Origin of the sequence: Aminipila terrae, from assembly GCF_010120715.1 — a bacterium.
Classification (GTDB): domain Bacteria; phylum Bacillota; class Clostridia; order Peptostreptococcales; family Anaerovoracaceae; genus Aminipila; species Aminipila terrae.
Genome location: NZ_CP047591.1, coordinates 1,785,761 through 1,804,937, shown reverse-complemented (window position 1 = coordinate 1,804,937; position 19,177 = coordinate 1,785,761). Strand labels below are relative to the sequence as shown.

Here is a 19,177-nt window from a genome sequence, read left to right as displayed (position 1 = left end):
TTTTAATAAATATTTATTTTCAATGGTTACTAAAGTTTCTTCTTTAATATATCAACAATCCTTTCACATGCATGACCATCACCATAAGGATTTACGGCATGAGCCATAGCGTTATAGGCCTCCTGATTCGTTAGCAGCTCTTTAGAGAGATTATAAATGGTCTCCATTTCAACCCCCGCAAGCTTTACTGTACCAGCCTCTACAGCCTCAGGCCTCTCTGTCTCTTTTCTTACAACCAGCACTGGTTTTCCAAGAGATGGTGCTTCCTCCTGAATTCCACCTGAATCCGTAATAATAAAATAGGATTTTGCCATAAGATTTTCAAAAGGCTGATATTGAAGGGGATCAATTAAATGAACCCTCTCCATGTTGTTTAAAATCTTATTAGCTGTTTCACGCACCTTAGGATTCATATGCATAGGATAAACAATTTCCACATCTTGAAACTCTTCAGCAATTTTTCGAATAGCACCAAAAATGTGTTCCATATTTTCCCCTAAGTTTTCTCTTCTGTGGCAAGTTACTGTAATAACACGCTTGCTTTCAAAATCAATCTTTTTAAGCGTTTCATCTTCAAATTCATAAGGTTTGTCCACTACCTGAAAAAGTGCATCAATAACAGTATTTCCCGTAATATAGATATTATCATCAATAACGCCTTCTTTTAGCAGATTCATTCTATTTTTTTCTGTTGGAGAAAAGTGAAAATCTGCAATATGACCTGTTAATACCCGGTTCATTTCTTCAGGATACGGGGAATATTTATCATAGGTTCTCAGTCCTGCCTCCACATGTCCTACCTTTATCTGCTGATAAAAGCTTGCAAGAGCTGCAGCAAAAGTAGTAGTAGTATCTCCATGTACCAAAACCACATCTGGCTTTTCTTTTTTCAAAACTTCTTCAAGCCCCACCAGTACATTTGATGTAATCTGACTGATAGTCTGGTTCTGCTTCATAATATTCAGGTCATAATCAGGTGTCAGCTGGAACAACTCTAATACCTGATCCAGCATTTCCCTATGCTGAGCAGTTACACAAAGCACAGATTCTATGCCTTCTGTTTCATTTAATTTTTTTACTAAAGGTGCCATTTTTATAGCTTCCGGTCTTGTTCCAAAGACAGTCATTACTTTCATCCTTACACGCTCCTATTCTTTTGACTCATCTTCTTTGATGTCTAAACCCTCTGTGTCATCTTTTTTAATATCTGAAACGTCTTCACCTTCTGTGGTCTCCTCATCCTCCGGCTCATCTTCATTACCTGCCGGCTCATCTGCCTTGTTACTTTCTTCCTGCTTTGAAGGTTCAATCTGATTCGTTTTTATATCTAAATTATTTTTTTGTTTCTTTTCCAATTTCTTTTGCTGTTTTTCTTCATGGGCAATATTAACTGCTTTAATCTGCAGCCTCCAATTATTAGCGTCTGTCAGGAATACATATATATACATGGCTGCTATGCCAATCAAACCTGCAGTCTCTACAAATAAATCCCTGCTGAAAAGCACCGCTGCTACTCCCATTACACCACTTATTCCATATAAGGTAAGTACGGTCCTTCGCTGACCCAACCCAGCAGCCATCAGTCTGTGATGAAGATGTCCTTTATCTGCTTCCATAATAGGTCTGTGGTTTACTAATCTTCTAAGTATGGCAAATGCTGTATCAAAAATTGGCAGTCCTAAAACCAGTACGGGTATAATGACAGCCATAATAGTGGCACTCTTAACTGGCCCCACTATAGACAGCGTTGCCAGCATGAATCCTAAAAATAGCGAACCCCCGTCCCCCATAAATATTTTTGCAGGATGGAAATTGTATGGTAGAAATCCCAGTGCACCCCCTGCCAGAGCCAGCATTGCAAGAGCCGGTAAATAGGATCCGTGGATATATGCCGTATACGCCAGACATAAAGAAGAGATGGATGCCACGCCTGAAGCCAGTCCGTCTAACCCATCAATTAAATTTACTGTATTAGTAATACCTACTATCCATATTATAGTTATAAAAAAGCATATAGCTCCTACAAAATAGCTATGCGAGTCCCCAAAGGTAGCTCCGAAGTGATTGGTTACAAATTCAATCCTTACTCCAAAAGCATATGGTACACAGGCGATTAAAGCCTGTCCCAAAAATTTAACCTTTGCAGGCATTCCTTTCAGATCGTCTATAATGCCAAGTATATATATCAGCACACCGCCTAACAGGACTCCTGGCATACGGCCTACAGGCTGTTCCAATATAACTGCCCCCATCTGGGCAAAATTTCTTTCAAGTATTGGCCATCCGTACCAGGTCAGCCAGGCAATAGTTGCCATAGCGCCTACAAATATAGCTAATCCTCCAAATCTGGGCATTGGCTTAGTATGCATACGTCTGGAATCTTTTGGTATGTCTACTGCTCCAATTAAAGGTGCCAGTTTAATTGCTACTGGCGTAAAAGTAATTGACAGCACAAAAGCTGCTAAAAATGCTATCCAAAAAACCATGATAAATCTAATCCCCTATCTTTTCTATTTTAAGACCTGCTTCTTTTAGTATTTCAATTGATAATTCGTCAGGATACCCTTCTTTTACAACAATTCTTTCAATCCCTGCGTTAACAATCATTTTTGCACATATAACGCAAGGCTGGTGTGTAATATAAATGGTAGCGCCTTCAATACTCTGTCCAAGAGTTGCCGCCTGTATTATGGCATTCTGCTCTGCATGAAGTGCCATGCACAGTTCATGTCTTTCCCCGGAAGGCACATTTAACTTCTGTCTAAGGCATCCGCCTCTTTCTTCACAATGCTTTATGCCTCTTGGGGCGCCATTATAGCCAGTTGCTACAATATGTTTATCACATACAATAGCTGCACCCACCTGCCTTCTTAAGCACGTAGAGCGCTGCGCTGTCAGTGCTGCTATTTCCATAAAATACTCATCCCAGCTAGGTCTCGCCATTTTTTATTTCCTCCAGAAATCTGCTATGTTTATAAAACCTATTTTATCCTAATCTATTTATTGTATCAAAGACCAGCCAAATCTTCAAGTTTATAGTAAACTTTTGATAAGTACAGCCCCTGTGGTGGAGCCGTATGACCTGCCTTCTGCCTTTGGCCAGATTCAACTATATCCTGAACCGCCTCCGCCGGCAGTTTCCCTGACCCGACTTCTACCAGGGTTCCTGTAATGATTCTCACCATATTATATAAAAAGCCATCGCCTTTAATTTCTATGAAAATAGTCCGTTTTCCCAACTCATTTTTTTCTTCCGTGATTTGTAAATCGTATATTGTTCGGACAGTAGTTTTTTTCTCTTCACCGCCTGCCGCCTGAAAGCACTTAAAGTCATGAGTTCCTTTAATATATAAAGCTGCCTGTTTCATAGCTTCTATATTAAGACTTTTTCTTACCTGATAATATTGATTTCTGCTAAAAATTTGTGTTTCCTGACAATTTAAGATTTTATACACATATTTTTTTCCTTTTGCATCAAATCTGGCATGAAACCCCTCTGGTACTTCTTCTGCAGAAACAATCCTCAGATCGCCTATTTTCCCAATGGAGTTCATTCCGCCTGCCAGAATATTATTTGCAGCAACCACCAATCTGTCAGTAGGAATGCCGAAATCACCTTTAAAGCTTGCCCTCTGGCCTAAAGCATGTACCCCTGCATCCGTTCTGCTGGTTCCATTCACCTGTACTGGGCATCGGCATACCACACTAAGCACCCGTTCCAATTCACCCTGAACGGTTCTTTTTTCTGGTTGTCTCTGCCAGCCGAAAAAAGAAGTGCCATCATATTCTATCGTAAGCAAAATATTTTTCATAAGCTATACCACAGTTATCTAGCTTTTGGAAGTTCAATCTGCTTATTCTCTTTTGACTGTCGGTAGAGAGTGAATTTCTTACCTATAGCCTGTACAAATTCAGCTCCCAGTTCTTCTGCAATCTGATTAGCTACCTCTTTAGGTTCAAGACTGCAACCCTCCTGAAGTTTAACCTTTACCAGTTCTCTGGCTTCAAGATTTACATCTACTTCCTTTATAATATTCTCTGTAAGTCCGCTTTTGCCTAAATATACGGATGGTTCCAGACTATGGGCCAAACTTCTCAGATAACTTCTCTGTTTACTTGTAATCATTCTTTCTTTCCCTTTCAAAAACACATTATTAGTTCTTATTATACATCATTTTAGAAAATAAAAGTAGTAGTAAATTGTCTGCTTTTGTCGAAGCTATTTACATTTATTTTTCGACATATTACAATGCTTTTATAAATGTATTTTGACACTAGAAAGGAGGAATCCGGTATGCTGCACAAATTAAAATATATTTTAGTTACAATTATTATATTGTCGCTAATTTTGTATGTTGTATGATATGTTACGTATCAGCCAACAGTCAGCTTATTTATTATGAAAAAAGCAAGAACTGCCTTCTAAGTTTTAACAGTACATATGATAAAGTATTTCACGGATTAATTGCAGATGCAAAAGAATATATTTCTACAGGTGATGCTTCTGCAAAATATACATTCACCAATTACGCCAACAACTTTATTAGCTGTAATAATGAAAACATTAGCTACCTGAATTTTTCTGACAATGGAAAACTTACCGACTTCCAGATTCCCGATGATCATAGTAACAGCGATTCTCCAGACGATCTGCATACAACTTTTTACTGAATTCCAAGGAACAGTATTTACTTTTATCAAATCTGAATTGCTACAATAATCTACTAGATATTCTTTTATCTGCTGTTGATCAGAAAAATTTATCTTTTATGCAAAGCAATGCATTCTATGATTTGTATAGCACCAGAGTTTCTTTGACGAATCAGTATACTTCTCATTACATGGACCGTATCAAGGAGAAAGAGGACAACCTTTTGTTTTTTCTTCACTTTATATCAACATTTTCCATCTTTATCGGGACAATATTAGCATTATGTGCTTCAAAAGCTGTTTCTCTTTATTTAAAGAACAATCAATATAATGCCTATTTTAACCAGCTTTACAGTAAGGCAATTGAAAATGCAGATGTAGGTATGGCCATAGTGGACAAGCACTATAAATATGAATATATGAATGCAACTTATAAGCAGCTTTTAAATATTCAGTCCCCAAACCCACTGGGTCAGACTTCCTTTGCAATACTTCCAGAGGAGATTGCAGAAACACTGCCCTCTCATTCTTTTGCAGAGAATCAGAAAAACATTTTACTCTCTTATACTTTCGATGGGAAAATGCGTTATATTAATTACAATTGTTTTGCTATTTTTGACGATAATGATGAACCTAAGTTCGTAACTTTGATACAGGATTGTACAGACAGTAAAAGGAAAGATAATGAACTGAAACAGCAACTTAAAGAAATCGAATACTTTGCCAATGCCAAGTCTTCATTTATAGCCAATGTATCTCATGAAATAAAAACCCCGTTAAATGTTATCTGCGGTATGGTACATATTTTAAAAGGCACTGAACTTACTGATAAGCAGGATGATATCTTATCAAAGATACATATATCATCCGAATTACTTCTCAATATTATCAACGATGTCTTAGATATTTCAAAGATACAAAAGTCAAACTTTATTTTATATCCATCAGACTTTAATCTGCTTAATATGCTGAATGAGTCTGAAGAAATTTTCAGACCGATTATATATAATAAGGGCCTGGAATTTATTAAGGACTTTAAATTTCCGCCGGATTTATGCTTATCTATGGATAAGACAAGGCTTGCCCAGGTTCTTCTGAATCTGGTAAACAATGCTTGCAAATTTACAAATTCAGGTCATATACGACTCGTTATTGAACCCCTTGGCAATCACGGAAATTCCATTTTGCTGAAGTTTACCATTGAAGATACAGGCATGGGTATAGATAAAGAAGATGTATCCAAGGTTTTCCAGGAGTTTGAACAGCTGGAAAACCATCTGACCAAACAGCATCAGGGAACAGGCCTTGGTCTTGCCATTTGCAAACACGTAGTAAACGCCATGGGTGGAGATATCTGGGTAGAAAGTCAGAAAAATGTAGGAAGCAGATTTCAGTTTACGATTTGGGCCCGTACCATTGATTCCTCTTTATGTGATATGGTAGGGGTAACATCAAATTCTCGTTCTCTTTTAAACGGAGAAGGTCACAGGGTTCTGGTGGTTGAGGATACTGAACTGAATTATGAAGTAACACAAAACATGTTAGCCGATTCCCATATTATCTGCGAACATGCCTGTGACGGTCAGGAAGCCATCGATATGTGTATTAAAGTCCCGGAAAACTATTATACCGTTATCCTTATGGACATACACATGCCAAAGATGGATGGATACACCGCCGCTGAGATTTTAAAAACAGAAATTGGTGTTACTTGTCCTATTCTTGCATTAACTGCCACCAATATTGATGTTGAAACAAAAGAAAAATATAAAGGCATTATGGACGGATTTATCAGTAAGCCATTCCGATATAAGGAATTCTTCCGAACACTACTGCCTTACTTTGGAAGTGTCAAGGCTTCAGAAGATTTCCCGGCAGGGGCTTCTGTGCCAGAAGAAATAAAGTGTACTGGTGATTTAAGTTTGTCAGAGGCTGCAAAGAACCTGGGTTGTTCCGAAAAACAATACATAAAACATTTAACAAAGTTTAAAACATCTTATGCTCATGTTGATAATGATATTCAGGAGTTACTTCTGGATAAGAACTTCACTGAAGCACACAGAATCGCCCATTCAGTAAAAGGGCTTGCAGGTACTCTGGGTTTAATCCCCTTGCAACAGGTTGCCGCTGAGTTAGAAGCGGCTCTGAAAGAAGAATCAGAAAAAGCAACAACTCTTCTTCCAATATTTAGATATGAGCTTGACGGTGTATGCAAAAAAAGCTCTGATTTTAATTAAAAAAAGGAGCGCATTGTATTTTTGCATACTTTTGCGCTCCATCTTTTTAATCAGCTCTAAAATATTTATTTCCAGGCAGCAGCCACTGCAGCAGCTACTACGTCTGCCACTCCTTCAGCAAATGGACTTGGGATGATATATTCTTCATTTAACTGTTCCTTTTTTACCATATCTGCCAGTGCAAAAGCCGCAGCTACCTTCATTTCTTCTGTAATTCTGGAAGCCCTCACAGCTAATGCCCCTTTGAAAATTCCTGGAAAAGCAAGAACATTATTAATCTGATTTGGGAAATCAGACCTTCCTGTTCCTATAATTCGCGCACCAGCGTTTTTGGCTAAATCAGGCATAATTTCAGGTTCCGGATTTGCCATAGGAAATACAATAGGATTCTCCGCCATAGTTTTAATCATTTCTTCCGTCAGCACCTTCGGTGCTGAAACTCCTACAAACATATCTGCCCCGGCTAAAACATCTTTCAACGAGCCAGTTTCCAGATTGTTATTTGTCATCTCAGCAAGTTCCCTCATTGCAGGTGATAAAGAACTATCCGTTTTGCACAATGCGCCAAACTTATCGCACACAATAACATTTTTTATTCCGATATTCAATAACATCTTAGAAATTGCTGTGCCTGCAGCACCAGCTCCGTTGATTACAACCTTAATCTCTCCAAGAGATTTTCCCACAACTTTTAAAGCGTTGATAGCCGCTGCGGATACCACCACAGCAGTCCCGTGCTGGTCATCATGAAAAACTGGTATGTCCACTAATTCCTGCAGTCTTTTCTCAATCTCAAAACATCTTGGAGCAGAAATGTCTTCTAAATTAATTCCTCCAAATGTTGGAGCAAGGTTTTTTACAATATTGACAATTTCATCTGCATCCTGAGTTTCAAGGCAAATTGGAATTGCGTCCACATTGGCAAATTCTTTGAACAAAACAGCCTTCCCCTCCATAACAGGGATAGCTGCCTTGGCACCTATATTTCCTAAGCCCAGAACAGCTGATCCATCGCTGACTACTGCTACGGTATTTCCCTTTGAGGTGTATTTATATACGTCCTCCGGTTTTTCGTGTATTTTTCTGCAAGGTTCTGCGACTCCCGGGGTATATGCAATGGAAAGTTCATCTTTATTTGTCACCTTTAATTTACTTCTTATCTCTAATTTGCCTTTGTTCTCTTCATGGGCCTGCAGGGATTTTTCATAATAGTTCATCTATTTCCTTCTCCTTTCAAATTATTACAAAAGGCCGGCAGTTTCAGTGTCTTACCAAAACCACCCGCCTGTACTTCCAGATTCCTTATTTCTTCCAGGAGCTCTTTAGGTCTACGATCCTGTTAAATACCTTTTCCGTATCATTTGAAAGTTTTGTATCCGCAATATAATAGCCATGTCTAAAGAATTGGAAACGTTCTCCCGGTTGTGCTTCTGAAACAGCAGGCTCCCCAAAAGCTTCAATTTCCTTTAATGAATCAGGATTTATAATATTTTCTCCGTTCTCATCTTCTATCATTAGATATTCATACTGGCGTATCTTAATTTTAACTGCTGTTCTGGCATCTACCCAGTGTATAGTCCCCTTTACTTTACGACCTTCAAATCCGCTGCCACTTTTTGTTTCCGCATCATAGGTACAGTGAAGTTCCTTAATGCTGCCGTCTTCATTCTTTATGACTTCATTGCAGGTAATAAAGTATGCACCCTTAAATCGGACTTCATTTCCTGGAAACAGCCTGAAATACTTCTTAGCTGGTATCTCCATGAAGTCTTCGCCATCAACATAAAGTTCCTTTGAAAATGGCACCATTCTGCTGCCCATCTCCGGCACTTCTTTGTTATTTTCGATTTCCATTTCTTCTGTCTGATCTTCCGGGTAATTTGTTATAACTACCTTAATGGGATTTTCCACAACATTTCTGCTCTGTACTTTACTTTTCAAATCTTCTCTGACACAATGCTCCAGTAATGCTATATCGACCAGACTGTTTGCTTTTGACACTCCAATCCTTTCACAGAAATCTCTTACTGCTTCGGAGGTGTATCCTCGTCTTCTTAATCCGGCAATAGTAGGCATACGAGGGTCATCCCATCCTTCAACAGTACCATCGTCCACCATAGCTTTTAAGTATCTCTTGGACATCACTGTGTTTGTAATGTTCAGTCTGGCAAATTCAATCTGCTGTGGCGGTGCCTGCCACCACCCAAGCTCTTCCAGAACCCATTCATAAAGAGGTCTGTGATCCTCAAATTCAAGGGTACATATTGAATGTGTGATGCCTTCTATGGCATCTTCAATTGGGTGAGCAAAATCATACATAGGATAAATACACCACTTATCCCCTGTATTGTGGTGAGCTGTATGAGCAATTCTGTATATAACCGGATCTCGCAGATTAATATTAGGTGAAGCTATATCAATCTTAGCTCTAAGAACTTTTTCTCCGTCCTCATATTTGCCTTCTTTCATCTCTTCAAAAAGTGCAAGGTTTTCTTCTATGCTTCTGTTTCGATAAGGGCTTTCCTTGCCCGGTTCTTTTAAGGTTCCTCTGTATTCCCTGATTTGTTCTGCATTCAAGTCGCATACAAAAGCTTTTCCCTTTTTTATAAGTTCTACAGCAGCCTCATACATCTTATCAAAATAATCCGATGCCCAAAGCCTCTTATCCCATTGAAATCCCAGCCATTTTACATCCTCTTCAATAGAATCTACATATTCAACATCCTCTTTTACAGGATTTGTATCATCGTATCTTAAATTGCACTTTCCACCATACTTCTGTGCAGTTGAAAAATTTAAACATATGGATTTTGCATGTCCTATATGAAGATAACCATTTGGTTCCGGAGGGAATCGGGTATATACCTTGTCTCCGTACTTTTGAGTTTCCAAATCTTTATCTATAATGTTATGAATAAAATTGGAAGCTGTCTGTGTTTCTGTCACTTCAGAATTAACGTCCTTGTTAATGTCAGCCATTGTCCTTCCTCCTAATTTCCTTGCGGCAGTGCCTTACTGATTAAACCATATCCCATTTTTCAGCCTGGTTAAAAGCATTTTCCTGGTGATTACCTGTGGGCAACGCCGTTATTATCTAAATCAACATTATAACATTCTAGTTGCTTTTCGTGCAATAAGTATTTAAAATAATGGTATGTGTGCTGCAAAAGATTTTGTTAGTACGCTTAAAAAATCTATTGATTTAGAAAGGTAACTTCATTATGCTATCAGGAAAAACCGTCGTACTCGGCGTAACAGGCAGTATCGCTGCTTATAAGACTGCATATCTGGCAAGTGCTTTAAAGAAGCAGCATTGTGATGTGCATGTCATAATGACTAAAAACGCCTGTGAATTTATTGCACCTCTTACTTTTGAAACACTTACAGGTAACAAATGCCTTGTAGATACATTCGACAGAGATTTTAAATTTGATGTAACCCATATATCCATCGCAAAAAAAGCAGATCTGATTATGGTTGCTCCAGCCAGCGCAAATGTAATTGCCAAATTTGCAGGAGGCATTGCGGATGATATGCTTACAACCACAGTTTTAGCTTCTAAGGCAATAAAGCTAGTATCCCCTGCCATGAATACCAATATGTATCAAAATCCTATCACACAGGACAATTTAAAGAAATTAGAGGATTATGGATTTGAGATAATCACGCCGGCTACTGGCCTGCTGGCCTGCAATGATGTAGGGGAAGGCAAAATGCCTGAACCGGAGATTCTTTTAGAATATATTATAAAACATCTAGCTCTGAAAAAGGATTTAACAGGAAAAAGCGTCCTGGTAACTGCTGGACCAACACAAGAGGCCATTGACCCTGTACGTTATATTACAAATCACTCTACTGGTAAAATGGGATATGCTTTGGCAAAAGCCTGCATGCTGCGGGGTGCACAGGTTACATTAGTTACTGGAAAAACCTCCATAGCACCTCCTATGTTTGTTGATGTTGTCAGCATTACCTCTTCAAAAGACATGTACGAAGCTGTGTGTGAAAGAATCTCATCTGCCGATATGGTATTTAAGGCTGCGGCTGTATCCGATTACACACCTTCTGTGACTTATGAAAATAAAGTGAAGAAGAAAGATGAAGATCTGGCTATCCCGTTAACCCGGACAGAAGATATCCTAAAGCACCTGGGTTCCATAAAAAAGGAAGGCCAAGTCCTGTGCGGTTTTTCTATGGAAACAGAAAATATGCTGGAAAATTCCCAGGCAAAGCTGATTAAAAAGAATGTGGATATGATTGTAGCAAACAATTTAAAAGTGGCCGGAGCAGGTTTTGGAACGGATACCAATATCGTAACCATTATTACGAAAGACGGTTTTAATGAACTTCCAATTATGTCGAAATTTGATACGGCTAACGAAATCATTAATGCAGCATTAAAAATATACGAAAATAAATAGAGTTAAATGAAAGTTTAGGGACTTGATAAATAGATGGGATAACCTCTTTTTCAGGTTCCTTTTTAGTTAACCTAAATGTGTTATTGAACATATTATATTTTATATGCCAAATTATATTGAAGATGATTTTAATTAAATATATATATATTAATATTATGAGGTGTGAAAATATGAAAGTTCGAAAATATATGGAAAATTCTTATTCAGGCTATGTCCGTGTTCTGCATGCAGTTCCAGACGCTCCAAATGTAGACGTGTATGCAAATGATAAATTAATTGCAAAAAACCTTGCTTATGGTAATTATACAGATTATATGCCATTAAATGAAGGCACCTATAAAATTTCTCTTTATGCAGCAGGAGATAAAAGTTCTCCAGTATTAACAAATATGTTATCTATAAAAAAAGATGAAATAATTACAGTTGCTGCCTCAGGAACTCTTAAAATATAGGATTTCTGGCTATTATTGATTCTAATGTTCCAGCCCAAAACAGTAATGCAATGGTTCGCTTTGCACACTTATCACCTAATGCACCAGCAGTTGACATAACTTTACCAGATGGAACTATTTTGTTTGAAAACGTTTCCTTCAAGCAAGTTACATCCTACCTTCAAGTTCCCCCATCAATCTATACACTACAAGTTAGATTAACAGGAACCCCAACAGTTGTTCTTACCGTTCCTGATGTGGAATTGACTAAAAATACAATTTATACTGTCTACGCAATCGGTCTTGCAGGCCAATCCCCTGAACTACAAGCACTTCTTGTAAAAGATAGTACTGTTCTATAAAAAACATAAAAAAGGCTACAAGAAAGAATATAATTTATTTCTTGCAGCCTTTTTATTTCTAAATTTTATAACTGAATCTAAACGTTTCGATATCTTTTATTCTTTTGACTTCTTTGCCGTGTAGTTTATCCCGTCAATTTGTATACCCAAATAGTCGTTTAAATCTATTAATCTTGTAAATGAGCCTACTATACTTGTTACCTCGCCGTTATCTTTCTGCCCCATTGAGCTGAAATAGCCCATATCATCGTCTTCTAACGTACCATTATTCTTAATCAGTCTTACCTCTTCCGCATATTCAGCAGCTTTATAATAAAAGCCGATTGGTGATAACTCCACACTTGCAAAGCCTGCTTCCGAATCTGGATAGAGTGTGATTACCTGCATGTATTTCGGAATATCAAAATTCATAGTTAGTCCAGCAAATTCAACGGTTACTGGCTGTAAAACATCTACATTTTTAAGTTCAAAATCACACTTATATGCTTTATAATCCTTGTTTTTATTGTCATCCGTATACTCAAATATTCCTGTATTTGGAGAACCTTCTATCATTTTAGGATTTATTTTCAGTTCCACGATATGGTGCTTGCTTATATTCTTATCTATAATTTTCCGCCCTTCTTTCGTAAGGGCTTCTACACTAAAAATAAAAACACACTGATAATTGTCGGTAACAATGCCTTCGATGTTGGCCTTGATATTTTCATTTTTAACGCTCTGAATCGTTTTTATAGCACGATCTCTGTATACTCTCGTATCTCCTCCCCAATATCGTTGTAAGCCCTCCATATTGGTTGCTGCTATTGCAGCAATGGAGCAAAACATGACTACCGCAATACAAGCAGTTATCCTTCTCATACATATTCTGCTTTTAGTGCGCAGAACCTTTTCTTCCTTTACAGTTTTTTTGTCTGCTTCCCCTATACTTTCCCAAGCTTCGCTTCTAACTTTTTTCAATACTTTTTCCTTCAAAACCATCTCTTCTTTTGGTGAAAGAGTTACTTTGTTGATTTCCAATAAAAGCATCTCTGTTTCCTCTAAATCTAGTTCATCCAAACCTTTTAAAATCTCTACGCTATTGCCAGATATATTATTCCTGTCATTACGCATTTTCAACACCTCCAATGACATTCCTCAATTTCTTTAAGGCTCTCTCATACCTTTTTTCCACAGTTTTAACTCTCATATCCAAGTCAACACTGATTTCTCTTAGGGTCTGCCCCAAGTAATGCTTTCTGATGAGGATCTGGCTGTCTGGATATCCTAGAGATTTAATTGCAGTAATTAATCCTGCTTTTCTCTCCGTATCTAAAATCTGTTGTTCTACATTTTTATTGTCAATTAAGATGTTTTGCAAACTATCATCATATAAAGAAATGCCTTCTTGCGCTTTTGTTTTTTTATTAAATAGATTTATCGCTCTTTGTTTGGTAAATACTGTCAAAATTGCTTTTATCGACCCTTTTTCCAGATTAATCTTATCCCGATTACAGTAAAATTCATAAAAAATATCACACACAAATTCCTCAATATCTTCTTTGCTACATACTCCTAAAAGTTTGCTATAGGCTATTTTATAAACAAACCCTAAATATTTATCGATAAGTTCAATATATCCTTGCTGCGGGTCTACGGTCAAAAGTGCTACAAGTCTTTCATCCAAATCTCTTGACACAGGGTCACCTCCTTTTTTACTGAAACATCTCAACTAATACATTCAAGTTTATTTAGAAAAACCCGACAAAATTATACCTTTTATTTTAATACAGTTAAATTCGATTTTTTCCTTGGCATAAAAAAACCCCCTGAATGATGTATTAATCCTACACCATTCAAGAGGTAGTTTACATTTATCGTAATACCGAGCTTAAAAACTCTTTTAAACGATCGCTCTTTGGAGACTGGAATATTTCTTCTGCAGTTCCTTCTTCAACTATTTTTCCTGCATCCATAAATATTACCCGGTCAGCAACTTCTCTTGCAAATCCCATCTCATGAGTGACAATAACCATCGTTGTATGTTCTTTGGACAGTTTTCTCATAACATTTAGAACTTCCCCTGTAATCTCTGGGTCAAGAGCACTGGTAGGTTCGTCAAATAGCATGATTTCGGGATTCATGGCAAGACCTCTTGCTATGGCCACTCTCTGCTTCTGACCGCCTGAAAGTTGTGCAGGATAAGCATCCGCTTTATGGGCCAGACCAACCATGTCCAAAAGCTGACGTCCTCTTTCCTGTGCTTCTTTTCTACTATGCTTCTTAACCTTTATAGGCGCATAGCACACATTATCCAGGCAAGTCATATGGGGGAATAAGTTAAAATGCTGAAAGATCATACCTGTTTCTGCGCAAATATTTTTAAGCTGCTTATCTGACAGGTAAACGGCCTTCTGACCGTTTTTTGTATCAACAAAAGTATCGCCGTTTAAAGTAATGCTTCCGCTGGTAATCCTTTCAAGACAGTTTATACACCTTAAAAGCGTACTTTTACCTGATCCAGAGGGACCTATAATCGCTACGGTTTCTCCTTTTTTCATGGAGAAGTCTACATTGTCAAGTGCCATGCATCCTGCAAATTGCTTTACTATATTTTTCATCTGCAAAATATCTTCCATATGCCGCCCTCCTTCTTTTACTAGTTATCTGAACTTCTTTTCCTTCAAACTTTGAGTAATATCTCTCCAGATATCCTGTTAATAAAGTCAATATAAAGGTAAATATTAAGTATATGACTGCTGCTATGGCAAATGCCATAGGGTTTACATCTCTGTTTGCTGCACTACTTGAAGCTTTCAGCAATTCTCCTACTGAAATTACAGAAACTAATGCTGTATCTTTTATCAGCGTAATTGCTTCATTAGACACCGCCGGTAATACTCTTTTTATCGTCTGAGGAAGTATAATACCAAACATAGTCTGTCGTCTGTCCAGTCCAAGCGACTGAGCTGCCTCATACTGGCCCTTATCAATACTTTCTATACCACCTCTATAGATTTCTGCCAGATAAGAGGCATAATTCAGAACGAAAGTGATAACTGCAGTGGTAAACGGGTCTAATCTTAGATTCATCACAATAGGAAGAAAAAAGTAGAAGAAAAACAACTGAAGCATCAGTGGTGTTCCTCGAAATATCCATATATATGTTTTTGAAATCCACCTGAACGGTGCGAATTTGCTGTTACTGCCAAGTGCAAAAGGCAGTCCCAAAGGCAGAGACAATATTAACGTAAAAGCAAAGAGCTTGACCGTTACCCAAGCTCCCTGCAATAATGTAGGCATTAAAACGCCCACATAGTTTATAGTCTCTGTCAGTTGACCTAAAAACTGATTCACTGTACTATTACTCCTTATTTATCATATCCTTCAAGTATAACAATGTTGCGTCCAAACCACTTGTTGCTGATTTCTTCTGCTTTTCCGCTCTTAATTACTGCAGCAAGTCCATCGGTTATCTTAGCAGCTACATCCTTGTCCTCTTTACGACAGCCAATTGCATAGAAATCACCACCAAAGTTATAATCGCATACAACCATTTTCTTACTTAGTTTTGAATTCTTGTATTCTCCTAATACCTGGTCTACGGCAATACAGTCAATTCTTCCTGCCTGCATATCCATAATGGCTTCATCATAACTCTTATATTCAGAAATTTTATCTGCATAGGTCTTATACGCTTTATTTGCTTTTAATACGTTAAGTGCAGAAGAATCTGCCTGGGTTCCCACATTGTACTTAGCTAAATCTTCTGCCTTTTCAACTTTAATAGTGTTATCTTTACCCATTACAATAATCTTATTGTTTAAGTATTTATCTGTTAAAGCCATTTTTTCCATTCTTTCAGCTGTTACAGACATACCATTCCAGATGCAGTCGACTCTCTTTGATTTTAACTCCATATCTTTTGCATTCCAGTCTATTGGCTTAAATGTAATTTTAACTCCAAGCTGTTCACCTACAGCATTAGCCAGATCAATATCAAAACCTACTAAGTTACCTGATTCATCACGGAATCCCATAGGTGCAAAAGTGTCATCTAATCCGACAACTAATTCTCCTTTATCTTTAATATAGTCCCAGCCTGTTAAATCTGAATTGCCTTTATCCTTTGTCTGCTCTGTTTTTCCGCAGCCAGTAACTGTAAGCAATCCAGCTACTAATGTTATTGTAAGTAAAATTGTTAATAATTTTCTCATTACTATCCTCCTAGCTATAAAATTTTTTCTTTTACCCATTTACGCTTTACCTCTCTAAAGCGCTACTAAATAATAGTAGCATATTTTATTATTATTGTCAACTGATTTTTAGTGCCTGCATAAAAAAAATGCCATAAAATTAGTAAAATATACAAAAGGCGTTGTCAGAAATTCTCATCCGAATTCCAACAACGCCTTTATTATTTCACTGTTATTAATTCATAATTCATATTTCCAATGCCCATTTTCATACAGTGTTCCATACAGACTATCCAGTCTGTATCCGGGTGGGTCATTTTAAAATGGTCATCGGTTTGAGCTTCATCATGTTCACAGCCACATTGGCACTTGCCATGGGCTGAATGATGATGTTTAGATTCAGCCAGAATGCTTCCGGCTACCGGTGTCTGCCTATTTACTGCATCTGCACAAGCCATATCCAGAGCCACTGGATCGAAGGAAGCAAACATCCCTATATCTGGTACAATAGGAATGTCATTTTCAGAATGGCAATCACAATTAGGTGATACATCTACTACCAGGGACACATGAAAATGTGGTCTTCCATGAAGAACAGCCCAAGTGTACTCTGCCATCTTTTTATTTAAAATATCATTGGATTCATCCCATTTGGTAGCAATTGCATCGGTAGGACAAATGCCAATACACCGCCCACATCCTACGCACTTTTCTTCATTTAAAGAAGCTTTCCTGTTTTCTACTTTAATGGCATCATGGGCACATACAGTTATACATTTTCCACAGCCCACACATTTTTTGTTGCTTATCATAGGAGTTCCCGCACTGTGCTGTTCCATCTTTCCTGCCCTGGAACCGCATCCCATTCCGATATTTTTTATGGCTCCTCCAAATCCCGTAGATTCATGTCCCTTAAAATGGTTCAAGGAAATAAAAATATCAGCATCCATTATGGCCTGTCCAATCTTTGCTCCCTTAACATACTCTCCCCCACTACAGGTACTAATGCTTCATCTGTTCCCTTTAATCCATCAGCAATAATGATGTGACAGCCTGTGGAAAAAGGTGAGAATCCATTTGTGTAAGCTGAATCCAAATGGTCTAAAGCATTTTTTCTTCCTCCCACATACAAGGTATTGCAATCCGTTAAAAATGGCCGTCCTCCCTGTTCCTTAATCAGGTCTACAAGTACTTTGGCATAGTTTGGTCTTAAGAAAGCCAGGTTCCCTGGTTCCCCAAAATGAATTTTAACTGCCGTGTATTTTCCATTAAAATCTATGGAATCCATCCCTGCCTTTCTAATCAGTTTATCTAGTTTGGCCAGCAAACTGACACCTAACTCTGTTTTCATGCTGGTAAAATATACTTTTGATTTATTCATATTTTCCTCCAAAACCATGTTTCTGGTATTATTCATCCTTCTTATTATCGCTATATAAGAATTTTTTATATATTTTATTATACAAAAAAAGTGGCTGGAAATCCAGCCACCTTTTGTAAGTATATTTATTTCGACCTGTTATTATCTTTCAACGATAAGAGCAGTTCCCTGTCCGCCACCGATACAAAGAGTAGCAAGACCAGTCTTAGCATCTCTCTTCTGCATTTCAAATATTAATGAAATAAGAATTCTTGTTCCGGAAGCTCCGATTGGGTGACCAATTGCAATAGCTCCACCATTTACATTTGTCTTTTCAGGATCAAGTCCAAGATCCTTTCTAACAGCTAATGACTGAGCAGCAAAAGCTTCATTTGCTTCTACTAAATCAATCTGGTCAATTGTTAATCCAGCCTTTTCAAGAGCCTTCTTTGATGAAGGAACTGGTCCGATACCCATGATAGTTGGGTCAACACCAGCTGAAGCGTATGACTTAATTGTGCAAAGAGGCTTAAGACCTAATTCATCAGCTTTTTCCTTTGACATAACTACTACTGCTGCACCAGCATCATTGATACCAGAAGCGTTAGCTGCAGTAACAACGCCATCTTTCTTGAATGCAGGCTTTAATTTTGCAACCTTATCAATAGTTGTTCCGAATTTAGGGAATTCATCAGTATCAAAGATGATTGGATCACCTTTTCTCTGAGGAATTTCTACTGGAACGATTTCATCTTTGAACTTACCAGCCTTAATAGCTGCTTCAGCTCTGTTCTGTGAAGTTACTGAGAATTCATCTAATTCTTCTCTTGTAATGCCCCACTGTTCAGCAATATTTTCAGCAGTGATACCCATGTGGTAATTATTAAATGCGTCAGTAAGACCATCGTTTACCATCATATCAATCAGCTGAGTATTATTCATTCTAGCACCATATCTAGCTGCTGGCATAGCATAAGCTGTCTTTGACATGTTTTCTGCACCACCAGCTACAACGATATCAGCATCTCCTGCTTTAATCAGCTGTGCTGCTAAGGATACAGCTCTAAGTCCTGAACCGCATACTTTATTTATAGTCATTGCTGGAACTTCAATAGGAAGTCCTGCATCAAGGCAAATCTGTCTTGCTACGTTCTGTCCAAGGCCACCCTGTAATACACAACCCATAACAACTTCGTCAACCTGTTCAGGCTTGATTCCAGCTCTTTCGATTGCGCCTTTAACTGCAATAGCACCAAGAGTTCTTGTAGGAATATCCTTTAAAGATCCCCCAAAGCTACCAAGAGGTGTTCTAGCTGCACTTACAATTACTACTTCTCTCATGTTTTTAGTCCTCCTTAAAACCACTTGCAAATAAAATGTGTTATAAATAAATTATGAATTTTTATTTAAGAGTCTTTCTTAAAAATAAAACATAACATAATTACCTTGATTCATTATTTGGACAATTATATTTCATCGCCATACTGTCCGCATTATATTATATATCATATCACACTTTCCACTAATTGCAATACATTAAC

The 19,177-nt window shown here is 37.8% G+C and carries 19 protein-coding genes and 1 pseudogene; 5 read left to right on the top strand and 15 right to left on the bottom strand.

Annotation, left to right across the window (positions count from 1 at the left end; genetic code table 11):
* Positions 1-29: 29 nt before the first annotated feature.
* From wecB to yhbY, 5 genes are all read right to left on the bottom strand, one after another.
* Complete coding sequence (gene wecB, locus Ami3637_RS08620; RefSeq protein ID WP_162362214.1) at positions 30-1,136, bottom strand: non-hydrolyzing UDP-N-acetylglucosamine 2-epimerase; 1,107 nt, start codon at positions 1,134-1,136, stop codon at positions 30-32.
* Positions 1,137-1,148: 12 nt separating this feature from the next.
* A complete protein-coding gene (locus tag Ami3637_RS08615) occupies positions 1,149-2,486 on the bottom strand; it encodes an MraY family glycosyltransferase (RefSeq protein ID WP_162362213.1) in 1,338 nt (445 codons plus the stop codon).
* 7 nt (positions 2,487-2,493) lie between these two features.
* A complete protein-coding gene (locus Ami3637_RS08610; protein ID WP_162362212.1) occupies positions 2,494-2,943 on the bottom strand; it encodes a deoxycytidylate deaminase in 450 nt (149 codons plus the stop codon).
* A 65-nt stretch (positions 2,944-3,008) separates the two neighbouring features.
* A complete protein-coding gene (truA, locus tag Ami3637_RS08605; protein WP_162362211.1) occupies positions 3,009-3,812 on the bottom strand; it encodes a tRNA pseudouridine(38-40) synthase TruA in 804 nt (267 codons plus the stop codon).
* A gap of 14 nt (positions 3,813-3,826) precedes the next feature.
* Positions 3,827-4,126, bottom strand: coding sequence for a ribosome assembly RNA-binding protein YhbY (yhbY, locus tag Ami3637_RS08600; RefSeq protein ID WP_162362210.1), 300 nt, complete (start codon positions 4,124-4,126; stop codon positions 3,827-3,829).
* Positions 4,127-4,359: 233 nt separating this feature from the next.
* On the opposite strand from yhbY, the gene Ami3637_RS08595 reads away from it, so the two are divergent.
* Positions 4,360-4,671, top strand: coding sequence for a hypothetical protein (locus Ami3637_RS08595; RefSeq protein ID WP_162362209.1), 312 nt, complete (start codon positions 4,360-4,362; stop codon positions 4,669-4,671).
* A gap of 98 nt (positions 4,672-4,769) precedes the next feature.
* Positions 4,770-6,887, top strand: coding sequence for an ATP-binding protein (locus tag Ami3637_RS08590; RefSeq protein WP_162362208.1), 2,118 nt, complete (start codon positions 4,770-4,772; stop codon positions 6,885-6,887).
* A 65-nt stretch (positions 6,888-6,952) separates the two neighbouring features.
* On the opposite strand, the gene Ami3637_RS08585 is transcribed toward Ami3637_RS08590, so the two are convergent.
* Together Ami3637_RS08585 and Ami3637_RS08580 are read right to left on the bottom strand one after the other, a co-directional pair.
* Positions 6,953-8,104, bottom strand: a complete 1,152-nt coding sequence (locus Ami3637_RS08585; RefSeq protein ID WP_162362207.1) for an NAD(P)-dependent malic enzyme — start codon at positions 8,102-8,104, stop codon at positions 6,953-6,955.
* Positions 8,105-8,189: 85 nt separating this feature from the next.
* Complete coding sequence (locus Ami3637_RS08580; RefSeq protein ID WP_408609068.1) at positions 8,190-9,833, bottom strand: glutamine--tRNA ligase/YqeY domain fusion protein; 1,644 nt, start codon at positions 9,831-9,833, stop codon at positions 8,190-8,192.
* Positions 9,834-10,108: 275 nt separating this feature from the next.
* Here Ami3637_RS08580 and coaBC point away from each other — a divergent pair, with 275 nt between their 5' ends.
* Together coaBC and Ami3637_RS08570 are read left to right on the top strand one after the other, a co-directional pair.
* Complete coding sequence (coaBC, locus tag Ami3637_RS08575) at positions 10,109-11,308, top strand: bifunctional phosphopantothenoylcysteine decarboxylase/phosphopantothenate--cysteine ligase CoaBC (RefSeq protein ID WP_202931033.1); 1,200 nt, start codon at positions 10,109-10,111, stop codon at positions 11,306-11,308.
* Positions 11,309-11,478: 170 nt separating this feature from the next.
* A complete protein-coding gene (locus Ami3637_RS08570) occupies positions 11,479-11,760 on the top strand; it encodes a DUF4397 domain-containing protein (RefSeq protein ID WP_162362205.1) in 282 nt (93 codons plus the stop codon).
* On the opposite strand, the gene Ami3637_RS17435 is transcribed toward Ami3637_RS08570, so the two are convergent.
* Positions 11,750-11,902 carry a hypothetical protein gene (locus tag Ami3637_RS17435; protein ID WP_243157971.1) on the bottom strand — a complete coding sequence of 51 codons (153 nt, stop codon included), beginning with the start codon at positions 11,900-11,902 and terminating at the stop codon, positions 11,750-11,752. The two genes, Ami3637_RS08570 and Ami3637_RS17435, sit on opposite strands and share 11 nt — an antisense overlap.
* On the opposite strand from Ami3637_RS17435, the gene Ami3637_RS19120 reads away from it, so the two are divergent.
* Entirely contained in the window at positions 11,856-12,101 is a 246-nt protein-coding gene (locus tag Ami3637_RS19120) for a DUF4397 domain-containing protein (protein WP_408609067.1), read from the top strand. The two genes, Ami3637_RS17435 and Ami3637_RS19120, sit on opposite strands and share 47 nt — an antisense overlap.
* A gap of 96 nt (positions 12,102-12,197) precedes the next feature.
* Here Ami3637_RS19120 and Ami3637_RS08560 read toward each other — a convergent pair whose 3' ends face one another.
* The 7 genes and pseudogenes from Ami3637_RS08560 to Ami3637_RS08530 all read right to left on the bottom strand — a co-directional run bounded on the left by Ami3637_RS08560 (position 12,198) and on the right by Ami3637_RS08530 (position 18,977).
* A complete protein-coding gene (locus tag Ami3637_RS08560) occupies positions 12,198-13,214 on the bottom strand; it encodes a hypothetical protein (RefSeq protein WP_162362203.1) in 1,017 nt (338 codons plus the stop codon).
* A complete protein-coding gene (locus Ami3637_RS08555; RefSeq protein WP_162362202.1) occupies positions 13,207-13,779 on the bottom strand; it encodes an RNA polymerase sigma factor in 573 nt (190 codons plus the stop codon). Before Ami3637_RS08555 ends, Ami3637_RS08560 begins: the two co-directional genes overlap by 8 nt.
* A gap of 175 nt (positions 13,780-13,954) precedes the next feature.
* On the bottom strand, positions 13,955-14,719 hold the full coding sequence (locus Ami3637_RS08550) for an amino acid ABC transporter ATP-binding protein (protein ID WP_202931032.1): 765 nt from the start codon (positions 14,717-14,719) through the stop codon (positions 13,955-13,957).
* Complete coding sequence (locus tag Ami3637_RS08545) at positions 14,658-15,437, bottom strand: amino acid ABC transporter permease (protein WP_330586540.1); 780 nt, start codon at positions 15,435-15,437, stop codon at positions 14,658-14,660. Before Ami3637_RS08545 ends, Ami3637_RS08550 begins: the two co-directional genes overlap by 62 nt.
* A gap of 14 nt (positions 15,438-15,451) precedes the next feature.
* On the bottom strand, positions 15,452-16,297 hold the full coding sequence (locus Ami3637_RS08540; RefSeq protein WP_243157970.1) for an amino acid ABC transporter substrate-binding protein: 846 nt from the start codon (positions 16,295-16,297) through the stop codon (positions 15,452-15,454).
* Positions 16,298-16,497: 200 nt separating this feature from the next.
* A pseudogene (locus tag Ami3637_RS08535) lies at positions 16,498-17,564 on the bottom strand (DUF362 domain-containing protein).
* A 234-nt stretch (positions 17,565-17,798) separates the two neighbouring features.
* The gene (locus Ami3637_RS08530; protein WP_162362200.1) at positions 17,799-18,977 is read right to left on the bottom strand and encodes an acetyl-CoA C-acetyltransferase; all 1,179 of its coding nucleotides are present in this window, start codon (positions 18,975-18,977) and stop codon (positions 17,799-17,801) included.
* Positions 18,978-19,177 lie beyond the last annotated feature (200 nt).